Here is a 13,458-nt window from a genome sequence, read left to right as displayed (position 1 = left end):
AATGCATAATAAAACCGGAGTTTTAATGGCATCTATGGTTTTTATGGTTTCTTTTATTTTCTGTGATTTACACCTTAATTATTGGCGTGGTTTTAATGGTTTTTATATCAGGAGGTACAAGTTAATAACATTTCCAAAAATGAGTACTTAACATGCCATTTTTTGCGCCATATCTTGCTGTGCAAGGGATCACAAGTTTCCAGTAAAGCACACACAATAATGATAAAAAATGATACATTGGCGCTTTGCTGGCTGTGGTGCGTGCCGTTATGAAGCTATCCTTCCAAATCAAACTTTTTATCTCTCTGGTGCTGTTCTTCTCCGGCCTGTTTGTTTTGCTTGGCGTGTATTATTACCAGGATGTCAGTCGCCAGCTTTATCAGGAAATGAGCACTAGGGCAAAAATACAGGCGGAAGAGATCGCGATTATTCCGAATTTGCGCAAGGCCGTCGCAGACAAAGATATTCCGGCGATTAACCAGTTTATGCATCAGGTGGTGTTGCATAGCGATGCCAGTTTTATTGTGGTTGGGGATAATAAAGGCATTCATCTTTTTCATTCGGCCCATGGTGATGTGGTCGGCAAAAAGCTGATTGGCGGTGACAACGATGCGGTATTGCGGGGAACCAGCACCACCACCATTCGCAAAGGGGGGCTGGGAATATCCCTGCGCAGCAAAGCGCCGATATTTGACGATAACCATCAGGTGATCGGCATTATCTCGGTGGGCTATCTCACCAGCTACCTCGACACCATTACGCTGAGTAAAGTGATCAATATCTTTATCGCCGCCGTGCTATTGCTGGCTGCCCTGTTTATCTTTTCCTGGTTTTTCACGCGCGGGATTAAAAAGCAGATCTTCTCGCTGGAACCACGGGAAATTGGTCTGCTGGTGCGTCAACAGAAAGCGATGATGGAATGCATCTATGAAGGGGTGATTGCCGTCGATAGTGAACTGCGTATTGAAGTGATCAACCAGGCGGCACGTAAACTTTTAGGCTTGAGCCAGCCAACCCGTATGTTACGTGGGCATCCCATCGGCGAGGTTATTGCTCCAGTGCCCTTTTTCACCCGCGACGTGATACTGGAGAATGATACCCACGACGAAATCTGTCGTTTCAATCAGTTAACGGTGATCGCCAGCCGGGTACGGATTATGCTGGAGGATGAATTGCAGGGGTGGGTGATCACCTTTCGTGACCGAAATGAGATCGATAGCCTCAGTGCGCAGCTCAGTCAGGTCAAACGCTATGTCGATAACCTGCGCATCATGCGCCATGAACAGTTGAACCGAATGACGACGCTCTCTGGCCTGTTGCATCTGGGACGCTACGACGAAGCGGTACGCTACATTCAGGCTCAGTCTGAACATGCGCAGGAGCTGCTGGACTTCATTTCTGCACGCTTTAGCTCGCCAACGCTATGCGGCTTGCTGTTGGGCAAAGCAGCACGCGCACGTGAAAAAGGGGTGGAGTTGGTGTTTGATCCGCTCTGCGAGATGGTGCGCCCTTGCCGCACGCTGGGGGAAGCAGAGCTGATCTCTATCATTGGCAACCTGCTGGATAACGCCATTGAGGCCACACAGCGTTCCCCTCACCCACACGAACCGGTGGAGGTACTGATCCTGCTTAACGATCGGGAGCTTATAATCGAGGTCGCGGATCGGGGTATCGGTATCGATCCGACGATCCGGGAACATATTTTTGAACGCGGGATGACCACCAAACGCAGTGGTGACCATGGCATCGGCCTGTATTTAATCGCCAGTTATGTCACGCAGGTAAGTGGGTCGATTGAAGTCTCCAACAATGCCCCGCGCGGCACGATTTTTTCCTTATTTATTCCTGAAATGGGCGACCAGGCGCGACCCGTTCCGACGCTGGAAGAACAGTACTATGCAACCTGATCTGATAGATGTATTGATTGTTGAAGATGAAAACACCCTCGCGCAATTGCATGCCGAATTGATCAGTGAACATCCGCGCTTACGACTGGTGGGGATGGCCTCATCACTGGCAGAAGCTCGGGTGTTGATGGAGAGCAAACAGCCTAAACTGGTGCTGCTCGACAATTACCTGCCGGACGGTAAAGGCATCACGCTAATCAGCGATCCGCTGGTTCTGCACGCCAACTGTTCGGTGATTTTCATCACTGCCGCCAGCGATATGGACACCTGTAGCCAGGCAATCCGTAATGGTGCCTTCGACTATATCCTCAAGCCCGTTTCCTGGAAGCGTTTAAGCCAATCGCTGGAACGGTTTGTGCAGTTTGCCGAGCAACAGCGAGTGTGGAAGATTGTCGATCAGCAAAACGTTGATTCGCTCTATCAACTTCAGGCGAAAAATTACCGCCAGGATAGCGGTAGCAAAGGCATTGAAGAGAAGACGCTGGCGTTGGTGCAAAAAATGTTTGCCGAGTCTGCTCTGCGCTGTTTTTCAGTGGATGAAGTGGTGAACGAAACCGGACTAAGCAAAACCACCACTCGGCGTTATCTGGAGCATTGCGTGGATGCGGGCTTTCTGGCGGTGGAGATGCAGTACGGCAAGATTGGTCATCCGAGAAGGATGTATCGGCGGGTTGAGGGGGAACACGGGGCATGATGGCCGGTGTGGATATGGATTTCTGCGCGGCTTATCTCAAACTCAATCGTCATCGATACCCGGTGATTAAAGAACATCGTATACTTTCGATCCAGCCTGCAAAGTGATTTTAATCTAAAAATCATACAGTTAAGCCCACCATAACGTAACTTATCTCTCAAGTGCGGCAACACTTGACTGTACGAAACTAATCGTACAAAATACAAGGACTGTAAAATGGGTTTTAAAGAGATAAAACATGAAGCCATAGCCTGCCTGATAAAGGGAGCCTATGATCATGAAGCAAGAACCAATATTGATACCAAGAATCTGTTCTCTGTCGGGGAAATAGATGAAGAGTATGTTATCTCTTTGATACAGAAAACATCTGGAGATCAATATAGCTATAGCCCCCATCATCAGGACCGTACCATCAATGTTCATCTATGTCGCCCGTTTAAAGATGGCTGTTATTGGTACGTGAAATTTTATTTCATTGAGCCAGATATTATCTTTATCAGCGTTCATCAGTAGTCTGGAGGGTTAAAATGAGAATCGTTAAAGAGGGTGATACACGACAGGTTATCTGCCATAACTGTGGGAAAGGTCAAGCGACCTATTTATTACGCGATGTCGATTTTAATGATAAAAGTGGCACGGTTAAAAATATCTTGGCGGCCGTTTGTGATAAATGTCATGCCGTCGTTAGCATCCCTGCGCAATCTACACCGAAGATAAAAGAAGAATACAATAAGATAAAATCATCTTTAGAAGTAAGGGTGCCAGCGCATTTCCTCGACATTTTGAATGTAGCCTCGCAAAAAATAAATCCCGCTCTGGATGATAGTTTCAGCCGTGCGTTAATTCTTTATTATATTCATGCATTAAACTCAGGACGTTATGAACAGCAGGATTTAGCCAAGCTATTAAACGGTGATTTGGCCAAAGCCAAGGCCTCGAAAAGAATTTCGATAAAAATAAACACATGGCAACTTAACGAACTTAATGAAATCATGGTAAAGCACCATCTAAAAAAGAACACCGATGTGATTAAAGCCGTGATACTGAAGATCAATGAAGATATTGTGCAGAATGAAAAACCTGAACAACTTTCTGAATTAAGAAACGTTGCGGCTGCATTAGCCTAAGATACCATTTAATGGTGATCAGACTAAAGACGACTGCGCCTTTTAATCAGAGCAGCTTCACATTATTTGAATTTACCTGCATCAATGGTTTTTTGCTGACTTACTCGCCTCTGATTAAAAAGTAGACTCCCCCGCTGACGATACAGGGACAACACAGGACCAGGGAATGGCGAAAGGCATCGTGCTTTGCGCATGGCGATCTCCTCCAGGAACATAATCAGTATGCCGGAAGATCTCTAAATGTGAATGGTCCGGTTTACCGGGATGCTTACAGTATCATCAGTGATCTCAGCGGTAGCAACAGTAAGTCAGGTATACACTATCGTGTGCATGAAACGGGGCAGAGCCAGCCGCTTTCCCGTGCTGGTTAGGAATCCCATCAATCGCCTGTTTATCCCGCGCTAAGGTCGTTGCAAGCGCCGCTGTTTGGGAGAGAATTTAAGACGCTGGCACGTCATAGGGCTTCAAGTTGATGATGCTTGTTTGAGCCTGGCAACTACAAGCCGTGCCATGCTAATCTCCCACATGCCAATTAGCACAACCCGGCAATGTGAGAGACAAAATCACCAACAATCAATGCAGACAAGAATGCATGAGAAAATCATTCAACTAATTGATTTTAATGAAAAAAGTGCGACTGGTGCCGGTAATAGGAGTCGAACCTACGACCTTCGCATTACGAATGCGCTGCTCTACCAACTGAGCTATACCGGCATTGCGGTGGGGAACTACGGGGCAATAAATTAGAAAAAACGGCCAGGCGAGTCAAGGATCAACGTATCGCAGGCTGAATTTATCCGCATTCCCTGTCAAAACCGTTCATATCACAAGCAACGAAGGCGAAACCTTCGTGTTCCCCAGTAAAAGTACATTGTGTAGCGGCGCGATTAATCGCGCGGGTTTGTAACCCCCGGCGCAGCCTGAATACAGCGCGATAAATCGCGCCGCTACGCCGGGGTTCTGGCTTAACAGCAAAGTATTACCCCGATTTATTGGGTCGAATTTCATTCAATTTTTTTGAATTTTATCAGCAAATCCCTCAGCTTTTCCTCGCCGCCCGACAGGTCTATTCTCTCTCACATCGAGGCACAACGCCTCACCGACTAAACAAACTTCTGAGGAAATGACCATGAAATCTATCAAAACTTTCGTTGCAGTTGCTGCCCTGTCACTGGTTTCTTTCGGCAGCTTTGCCCAGAGCATTACCGCTTCCGCTTCAACCCTGGACGGCGCAGAAGCCAAAATCGCCGCGCAGGCAAAACAGGCAGGTGCTTCCTACAAAATCACCGGCGCACGCGTAGACAACGGTGCTTACCTGTCAGCGGAACTGACTAAATAAGGTAATAATTAGCAAGATCACAGTTATCGCACTAATTATCAATCATGAAACGATAACTGTAGTTATTATTACTTTCATCGAAGGCGCACAGCCTTCCAACCAGACAAATTAAGGATTAAGACCATGAAAACTATCAAAGCACTGTCAATCGCCGCTGTAGCCGCTCTTTCCCTGATGTCAGCAGCCAGCTTCGCGCAGAGCATCTCTGTGACCTCTTCAACGCTGGACGGTGCAGAAGCGAAAATCGCTGCACAGGCAGCCCAGCAGGGTGCACAGTACAAAATTACCGAAGCGAACACCAATAACCGTGTTCACATGACCGCAGAACTGTACAAATAACGGATGGTCGTACAGGGACGTGCCGGAAGAGGTCGCCGCAAGGCGGCCTTTTTCGCTTCTGAAGTCTGAAGATTTGCGCGATAAATCGCGCCGCTACGGATTAGTACAGTAACTAACAAAAAAAAGGCACCACATAGGTGCCTGTTTTTCATCTGGCAACGCATCAAGCGCGTGGCGTATCGTCGCCCCAGCCAATCCACTTGTAGGTGGTGAGCGCTTCCAGACCCATTGGCCCGCGCGCATGCAGCTTTTGTGTGCTGACTGCCACTTCCGCACCGAGACCAAACTGGCCGCCGTCGGTAAAGCGGGTGCTGGCGTTAACGTACACCGCCGAGGAATCCACCTGGTTAACGAAGCGGTTGGCATTACCAATGCTGCGCGTCAGGATGCCATCGGAGTGCTGGGTGCCGTGTACCCGGATATGATCGATAGCCTCATCAATATTATCCACCAGCTTGATGTTGAGATCGTTCGATAACCATTCATCGTCGTACTCAGCAGCCTGCACGGCAACCACACTGGCCGGGCCGTTCTGCACCAGTCCAATAATGTTTTCATCCGCGTGTAGCGCAATCTTCTCATCCGCCATCCGTTGCAGGAAGGCCGGGATAAAACGATCCACCTGGTCACGATGAATCAGCAGTGTTTCCAGTGAGTTACAGGCGCTTGGACGCTGCTTTTTGGCGTTAACGATGACCGTCAGTGCCGCCTCTGTCTCCATGGTTTCATCAAGATAGAGATGACACACGCCAATTCCGCCGGTGATGACCGGGATGGTGGAATTTTCCCGGCACAGCTTATGCAAGCCAGCACCACCACGCGGGATCAGCATGTCGACATAGCGATCCAGCTTCAGCAGTTGATTCACCAGTTCGCGATCCGGGTTCTCAATCGCCTGCACTGCCCCCGCCGGTAAGCCATGCTGCATCAGGGCATTCTGGATCACCCGCACGGTCGCGCCGTTAGTCCGATATGTCTCTTTACCGCCGCGCAGAATCGCCGCATTACCGGTTTTCAGACACAGCGAAGCGACGTCCACCGTCACATTGGGACGCGCTTCATAAATCACCCCCACCACGCCAAGCGGTACACGGCGACGTTCAATACGCAGGCCACTGTCGAGCAGGCCGCCATCAATCAATTGCCCCACCGGATCCGCCAGACGGCATACCTGACGCACATCATCGGCAATGCCTTTTAGACGCTGCGGATTGAGGGTCAGACGATCCAGTAACGCGTCACTCATGCCGTTTTGGCGCGCATCAGCCAGATCCAGCTCATTGGCGGCGAGAATATCCGCGCTTTCCGCTTCCAGCCGATCGGCGATGGTCAGCAGCACCTGATTCTTTTCTGCGGTGGAGAGTTCCGCCAGTTTGTACGACGCTGCCCGCGCCGCTTTACCCATTTCTTCTAACATCATCCGCTCCTTAACTGACGATCATATCGTCACGGTGCACCGCTACCGGGCCATATTCGTAACCGAGGATCTCACCGATCTCCTGGCTGTGATGCCCGGCGATCATGCGCATCGCATCGCTATTATAACGCGTTACGCCGTGGGCAATATCACGCCCTTCAAGGCTGCGAATACGGATCACTTCCCCACGCGAGAAGTTACCCTGCACGTCACGGATTCCCTTCGGTAGCAGTGAGCTGCCACGCTCAAGAATCGCGGCCAGCGCGCCATCATCGACGGTGATTTCACCGGCCGGTGGTGCGCCAAAGATCCAGCGTTTACGGTTTTCCAGTGGCGTTTGCTGGGCATGGAAACGGGTGCCGACCGGTTTGCCGTCAATCACTTCGCCGATCACGTTACTACGGCTTCCTGCCGCGATAATCACGTCGATCCCAGCGCGACAAGCCACATCCGCCGCCTGCAACTTGGTCGCCATACCGCCAGTGCCCAATCCTGAAACGCTGCCGCCCGCGAGGGTACGCAGCGCATCGTCGATCTGGTGCACATCGCTGATCAGTTCCGCTTCCGGATTGCTACGTGGATCGGCGGTAAATAACCCCTGCTGATCGGTCAGCAGCAACAATTTGTCAGCACCCGCCAGCATTGCCGCCAGCGCCGAGAGGTTGTCATTATCGCCGACTTTAATTTCGGCGGTGGCAACCGCATCGTTCTCGTTGATCACCGGCACGATATGGTTGTCGAGCAACGCACGCAGCGTATCACGCGCATACAGGAAGCGTTCGCGATCCTCCATATCCGCACGGGTCAGCAGCATCTGACCAATATGAATGCCATAGATGGAGAACAGCTGTTCCCACAATTGAATCAGACGGCTCTGCCCCACCGCAGCCAGCAGCTGCTTTGAGGCGATGGTAGGTGGCAGTTCCGGGTAACCAAGGTGTTCGCGCCCGGCCGCCATCGCGCCCGAGGTGACGATAACAATACGATGGCCCGCCGCGTGCTGTTGAGCACACTGACGAACCAACTCCACCATGTGCGCCCGGTTCAGTCGGCGTGAACCGCCGGTGAGGACGCTGGTACCCAACTTGACCACAAGGGTCTGACTGCCACTCATGTTTTTCCTGCCATATAAGAAAAAAGTTCTGCGAAGGGACGTTTTATCAGGAGTGAGCAAGGAAGCCAACAGCCACCGGGGGAAAAGCACAAAAATCCCCGGACAATGCGCTAGACCAAAAGTTCGCAATTAACAAGAAATCAGAAAAACTGTCATAAAACTTTCATCGCTACCCGGTAAAAAGTCCCCGTGTTTTATTACAAGCCCTTTCACGGGTACAACAAATTTTACTCATTGGGATTGATAGCAAAATGATGAAAAGCAAACTGGCATTAATCGTCTCTGCGCTGGCTCTGGCTTCAGGTGCACACGCAGCGGAAGTCTATAACAAAGACGGTAACAAACTGGACTTCTACGGCAAGGTTAAAGCTGAAAACTATATGAGCGACAACGCCAGCTCAGATGGTGACAAATCTTACGTGCGTATCGGCTTCAAAGGTCAGACCAAAATCAACGACCTGATGACCGGTTACGGCCAGTGGGAATATCAGTACAACGTGAACAACTCTGAAGGTTCAGACGCCAACAGCGGCAACAAAACCCGTCTGGGCTTTGCCGGTCTGAAATTCAGCCAGTACGGTTCATTCGACTACGGTCGTAACTACGGCGTGCTGTATGACGTAGAAGGCCTGACCGACGTGTTCCCGGAATTCGGCGGCGACGGTACTGCTCGTTCTGACAACTTTATGACCCAGCGCGCTACCGGCGTAGCAACCTATCGTAACAACAACTTCTTTGGCCTGGTGGACGGTCTGCGCTTCGCGCTGCAATATCAGGGCAAAAACGACTCTACCAGCGCCAACGCCCGTGGTAGCGCGACCGATACTTCGCGTCAAAACGGCGACGGCTACGGTGCATCACTGGGCTACAGCTTTGGTGATACCGGCATCAGCGCCATCAGTGCCATCACCTCTTCTGACCGTACCAATCAGCAGGAAGCCCGCACCTACGGTAAAGGCCAGAAAGCAGAATCCTGGGGTGCTGGCCTGAAGTATGACGCCAACAGCGTTTACCTGGCAGCAATCTACACCGAAACCCGCAACATGACCCCGATCAGTGGTACTTATCAGGGTGCATCCGTTGCCGGTGCAGCGAACAAAGCGCAGAACATCGAATTGGTAGCACAGTATCAGTTTGATTTCGGCCTGCGTCCGTCACTGGGTTATGTGCAGACCAAAGGCAAAGATATCGAAAACGGTATCGGCGATGCCGACCTGGTGAAATACATCGACGTGGGTGCGACTTACTACTTCAACAAAAACATGTCTGTGATGGTGGATTACAAAATCAACCAGCTGTCTGATGACAACAAACTGTCACTCAACAGTGACGACGTGGTTGCTGTGGGCATGACCTACCAGTTCTAAACGTTTTACCCTCAATGTGTCTGTAATCAGGGGGGCAGGCTCATCACCTGCCCCTTTTATTGCTTACGCGCTCAGCTTTACCGGTTGTTCATCAAATCCCGCAGCAGGTTTGAGATCCAGTTTCAACTCATGCAGTGTCGCTTTAAGACGCTCGTGGAAGTTGCGCAGCGTCTCTTCAACTTTAGCATTGTTATCTTTGCCTTTAATGGCTGAAGCACTCCAGTTACCCGCTTTGTCGAACAGACCAAAGGTGTATTGGTAGGTAAAGTGATCTTCCTGCGCTTCCAGCTCCATCCACCAGCCCCAGAACTCACGACTTTCCGGTGCCGGCTTCACATTGATGCATACCGCAAGGCAATCAAAGAAGAAGCGTGTTTCTTCGCATTTCCCTTCGCGAATATACGGTCCCAGTTCAGTGAAGCGCTTAAGCAGGCGACTACGGGGGTGACCACTCGGTAACGTCATGCTAATTCTCCCTTGGATACACGCGTGTTGGTTTTAGCAAATCCTGTAAGTTAATCCACTTAGTGTTTTAACTGCTTTGCCAGCCAGTCGCAAATCTGATTTAGCGCTTTGTCGAAACTGCTGAAAACCGGCGCGGTAGGAATCATCAATGCTTTCCCCTGGGCAGAGGAACTGGCAATCATGCGTGCATCGTCTTCGGGACAAAACAGATCGTTGTTCCAGTAAGCGGCCAGCATCGGAATCGGGGTACGACGCCCCAACAGCCCCTGCACTTTCAGGGAGTAGCGATTCAGTTCCGTGCGCAAATTACTGTCCGGTGTGGATGACATGCCCAGGCGGCTCGCCAGCATATCCATATACATATCCGGCAGTTGTTCCTGGCGATGCTCATCGACAAACACGCCATGCACCATCGCTCCCAGCGTAGCGACCGCACGCAAACGCGGCACTTCCAGATAGGCCAGCCGCGTGGCCACATTGGCACCAAAGCGGTAACCAAACAGCCCCACACGCGTATGATCAATCCAGGGGATGTTGCTGAGCTCACGCAGCACCTGCTGATGTAACTGGCTGGTATCCTGATTCAGCGTCCATTTGCTGCTCAGACCTACCGATGGCATATCCAGCGTCAGCATCGCGATACCGCGTGGTGCGAGGTAGTCGTGGAACAAGCGATAATGGTCGATTTGCAGCGAATCCAGCCCGCCGCACAACATCACCGTCGGATAAGGGGCCTGGGCCTGCGCAGGCATGTGCAGAAAACCGGTCACCGGGCTGCCGCCACTTACCGAGAAAGTCAGGGCTTTTATTTCGCCAGAGAGGCGCTGCGTGGCTTCTTCATACGCGCGATTGGCGAGCACCTGCGCCTGGTCGGCCAGCTCGTCGCCTTTGATGTAGGGATAGGCCGCCAGGCTGAACAGATTGGCCGCGTGCAGCCAATGCTGACCGGCATGTTCTTCATCCTGCGTGGCTTCCTGTTGCCACATCGCCGCCTGTTTCGACCACTCAAAATTCCAGTTGCCGCTGCGGTAGCCAATTACCGTATCCAGCAGTTCATCGCTGGTGTGCTCGACGTTGCTGATAGCGATACGTGCCAGTACCTCGCTGATCTCCTGCGGCGTCAGGCCACGCCACGTCCACAGCAGTTTATTCAGCATGCGATACCAGCAATGCTGGGTATCCCCTTCCAGCGCGTTATGTACCTGGATTGGGCTATGGTGCTCACGCCGCACCAGGGCGGATGTTTCAGGGTGTTTGAAACGCGGTTTGAATAGCTCTTCGCTGAGGTTTTTGCTCGGCATCGTAAACTCTCTCCTGCGACGGTCACGGCGAAGAACAGTTTACTGCACCCGTAGTGTCGGTGCGAGAGACAGAAAGCACAACGCCCGGCGAAACCGGGCGTTGTTTGCGTTACATCAATCAGCTTTTAACGATGGGGGGAATGTACACCACACCCATGTCCCACGGCTGTTCGATCCAGGTATTCTGCGGGATATCGACGATGTAATCGTCCACCAGCGAACGGCCTGCCGGTTTAGCAAAAATGGTTACAAAACGTGCTTTCGGATACATATCGCGGATCGCCTGCGCGGTGCCGCCGGTATCCACCAGATCGTCAATCACCACGAAGCCTTCACCATCACCTTCTGCGCGCTTCAGTACGGTCATCTCACGCTGGTGATCGTGATCGTAGCTGGAGATGCACACGGTATCGACATAGCGAATACCCAGTTCACGCGCCAGCAGTGATGCCGGTACCAGACCACCACGGCTTACCGCGATGATGCCTTTCCACTGTTCCACAGGAAGCAGGCGCTGGGCCAGTTTACGGGCATGAATCTGCAACATGTCCCAGGTGACGACGTATTTTTCGCTCATAAAAGGAGTCCCGGCCAATTGAAGTTGGCTTAAAAATGTGCAATGGGGAATGGGTTGCGCGAGATTATAAGGATCTGTCGCATTAAAAACCAGCATCTGCACATCGGTTGCGGGTTTTTAACGCGCCTGATTACGCACCCGGCCAGAAACAGTGATATTCTCAGCCCCATCACGTCAGATGAGCTGACGGCGATCTTTCACTGGAACCCCGCGTGCGAGCGGCCTGTCCGCCACGCTGACACAGGAGACGCGTTGTGTCTGAATTGTCTCAACTTTCCCCCCAGCCGCTGTGGGATATTTTCGCCAAAATCTGCTCCATTCCACACCCGTCTTACCATGAAGAAGCGTTGGCCGAATACATCGTCGGCTGGGCTAAAGAGCAGGGATTTTGGGTTGAGCGCGATCAGGTCGGAAACATCCTGATTCGTAAACCCGCCACCAAAGGCATGGAAAAACGCACGCCGGTCGCCCTGCAAGCACACCTCGACATGGTGCCGCAGAAGAACAATGACACCGTGCACGACTTCACCAAAGATCCGATTCAGCCGTATGTCGATGGCGAATGGGTGAAAGCGCGTGGCACCACGCTGGGTGCCGATAACGGCATCGGTATGGCTTCGGCGCTGGCGGTGTTGGCCGACAACAGCCTGACGCACGGTCCGATTGAAGTGCTGTTGACCATGACGGAAGAGTCCGGCATGGATGGCGCGTTTGGTTTACAGCCGAACTGGTTGCAGGCCGATATTCTGATCAACACCGACTCAGAAGAAGAAGGTGAGATCTACATGGGTTGCGCCGGTGGTATCGATTTTATCACCACCCTGCCGCTGACCCGTGAAGCGGTGCCTGCCGGTTATGAAACCCTGAAACTGACGCTGAAAGGATTGAAAGGCGGCCACTCTGGCGCGGATATCCACCTCGGCCTCGGCAACGCCAACAAACTGCTGGCACGCTTCCTTGCTGCCCATGCGCGCGCCCTCGATGTGCGTCTGATTGAGTTCACCGGCGGTACGCTGCGCAACGCCATCCCGCGTGAAGCCTTTGCTACCCTGGCGATCGACAGCCACAAAGTTGATGCGCTGAAATCTGCTGCGGCACATTTCCAGGCCACGCTGCAAAACGAGCTGGGAATTAAAGAGAAGAACATCGCGCTGCTGAGCGAGCCGCTGGCGCATCAGGGCCAGGCGCTGACTGCCGATAGCCGCGATCGCTTCATCAACCTGCTGAATACCACCCCGAACGGCGTGATCCGTAACTCAGACGTGGCAAAAGGCGTGGTGGAAACCTCGCTTAACGTCGGTGTGGTGACCATGGAGCAGGACCATGCAGAAATCATCTGTCTGATCCGTTCCCTGATCGATACCGGTAAAGACTACGTGGTAGAAGTACTGACCTCGCTGGGTGAGCTGGCCGGGGCCAAAACGGCACCGAAAGGCGGCTATCCGGGCTGGCAGCCCGATGCCGATTCGCCGATCATGGCACTGACGCGTAAAACCTACGAAGCGCTGTTTGGCAAAACGCCGAACATCCAGGTGATCCACGCCGGTCTGGAGTGTGGCCTGTTCAAGAAACCTTATCCGAATATGGATATGGTCTCGATTGGACCGACCATCACTGGCCCGCATTCCCCGGATGAGCAGGTGCACATTGCCAGCGTCGGTCTGTACTGGCAGCTGCTGACCTCACTGCTGAACGTTGTGCCGGAAAAAGTGTAACTATTTCGTAAAGTGACAAACCAGGCTCCGGCCTGGTTTTTTTATGCCCGTTAACAATCCCAGCATAATTCGCTACAAATCACTCACATCACCTCC

Annotated in this window: 13 protein-coding genes and 1 tRNA gene; 8 read left to right on the top strand and 6 right to left on the bottom strand. The window is 51.9% G+C overall.

The window, feature by feature from the left end; genetic code table 11:
- The first annotated feature begins 269 nt into the window (after window positions 1–269).
- The 4 genes from PAT9B_RS04285 (at window position 270) to PAT9B_RS04270 (ending at window position 3,728) form a co-directional block, all read left to right on the top strand.
- Window positions 270–1,907 (top strand): sensor histidine kinase, encoded by a 1,638-nt coding sequence (locus PAT9B_RS04285; RefSeq protein WP_013508028.1) that lies wholly within the window; start codon window positions 270–272, stop codon window positions 1,905–1,907.
- Window positions 1,897–2,601 carry a response regulator gene (locus PAT9B_RS04280; protein ID WP_013508027.1) on the top strand — a complete coding sequence of 235 codons (705 nt, stop codon included), beginning with the start codon at window positions 1,897–1,899 and terminating at the stop codon, window positions 2,599–2,601. The genes PAT9B_RS04285 and PAT9B_RS04280 overlap by 11 nt, the downstream gene beginning before the upstream one ends.
- Before the next feature lie 216 nt (window positions 2,602–2,817).
- On the top strand, window positions 2,818–3,114 hold the full coding sequence (locus tag PAT9B_RS04275; protein WP_013508025.1) for a hypothetical protein: 297 nt from the start codon (window positions 2,818–2,820) through the stop codon (window positions 3,112–3,114).
- A gap of 14 nt (window positions 3,115–3,128) precedes the next feature.
- A complete protein-coding gene (locus PAT9B_RS04270) occupies window positions 3,129–3,728 on the top strand; it encodes a hypothetical protein (protein ID WP_013508024.1) in 600 nt (199 codons plus the stop codon).
- Window positions 3,729–4,366: 638 nt separating this feature from the next.
- Here PAT9B_RS04270 and PAT9B_RS04265 read toward each other — a convergent pair.
- A tRNA-Thr gene (locus PAT9B_RS04265) sits at window positions 4,367–4,442 on the bottom strand.
- A gap of 415 nt (window positions 4,443–4,857) precedes the next feature.
- Here PAT9B_RS04265 and PAT9B_RS04260 point away from each other — a divergent pair.
- Window positions 4,858–5,067: a YdgH/BhsA/McbA-like domain containing protein gene (locus tag PAT9B_RS04260; protein ID WP_013508023.1), complete on the top strand. Its 210-nt coding sequence runs from the start codon at window positions 4,858–4,860 to the stop codon at window positions 5,065–5,067.
- A gap of 123 nt (window positions 5,068–5,190) precedes the next feature.
- The gene (locus PAT9B_RS04255; protein WP_013508022.1) at window positions 5,191–5,406 is read left to right on the top strand and encodes a YdgH/BhsA/McbA-like domain containing protein; all 216 of its coding nucleotides are present in this window, start codon (window positions 5,191–5,193) and stop codon (window positions 5,404–5,406) included.
- A gap of 163 nt (window positions 5,407–5,569) precedes the next feature.
- Here the strand turns inward: PAT9B_RS04255 and proA are convergent, their stop codons facing one another.
- Together proA and proB are read right to left on the bottom strand one after the other, a co-directional pair.
- Window positions 5,570–6,823, bottom strand: a complete 1,254-nt coding sequence (gene proA / locus PAT9B_RS04250) for a glutamate-5-semialdehyde dehydrogenase (protein WP_013508021.1) — start codon at window positions 6,821–6,823, stop codon at window positions 5,570–5,572.
- A gap of 10 nt (window positions 6,824–6,833) precedes the next feature.
- Window positions 6,834–7,937 (bottom strand): glutamate 5-kinase, encoded by a 1,104-nt coding sequence (gene proB / locus PAT9B_RS04245; RefSeq protein ID WP_013508020.1) that lies wholly within the window; start codon window positions 7,935–7,937, stop codon window positions 6,834–6,836.
- 251 nt (window positions 7,938–8,188) lie between these two features.
- Between proB and ompC the strand changes: the two genes are divergently transcribed.
- Window positions 8,189–9,304 (top strand): porin OmpC, encoded by a 1,116-nt coding sequence (gene ompC, locus PAT9B_RS04240; protein WP_013508019.1) that lies wholly within the window; start codon window positions 8,189–8,191, stop codon window positions 9,302–9,304.
- A 63-nt stretch (window positions 9,305–9,367) separates the two neighbouring features.
- Here the strand turns inward: ompC and crl are convergent, their stop codons facing one another.
- The 3 genes from crl to gpt form a co-directional block, all read right to left on the bottom strand.
- The gene (crl, locus tag PAT9B_RS04235; protein ID WP_013508018.1) at window positions 9,368–9,769 is read right to left on the bottom strand and encodes a sigma factor-binding protein Crl; all 402 of its coding nucleotides are present in this window, start codon (window positions 9,767–9,769) and stop codon (window positions 9,368–9,370) included.
- Between the two features lie 59 nt (window positions 9,770–9,828).
- Window positions 9,829–11,070, bottom strand: coding sequence for an esterase FrsA (gene frsA, locus PAT9B_RS04230; RefSeq protein ID WP_013508017.1), 1,242 nt, complete (start codon window positions 11,068–11,070; stop codon window positions 9,829–9,831).
- Between the two features lie 118 nt (window positions 11,071–11,188).
- Window positions 11,189–11,647: a xanthine phosphoribosyltransferase gene (gene gpt, locus PAT9B_RS04225; protein WP_013508016.1), complete on the bottom strand. Its 459-nt coding sequence runs from the start codon at window positions 11,645–11,647 to the stop codon at window positions 11,189–11,191.
- Between the two features lie 254 nt (window positions 11,648–11,901).
- Here gpt and pepD point away from each other — a divergent pair, with 254 nt between their 5' ends.
- Entirely contained in the window at window positions 11,902–13,362 is a 1,461-nt protein-coding gene (gene pepD / locus PAT9B_RS04220) for a beta-Ala-His dipeptidase (protein ID WP_013508015.1), read from the top strand.
- Window positions 13,363–13,458: the final 96 nt, after the last annotated feature.

This window comes from Pantoea sp. At-9b, from assembly GCF_000175935.2.
Classification (GTDB): domain Bacteria; phylum Pseudomonadota; class Gammaproteobacteria; order Enterobacterales; family Enterobacteriaceae; genus Pantoea.
This window is presented reverse-complemented; position numbering and strand designations above follow the sequence as displayed.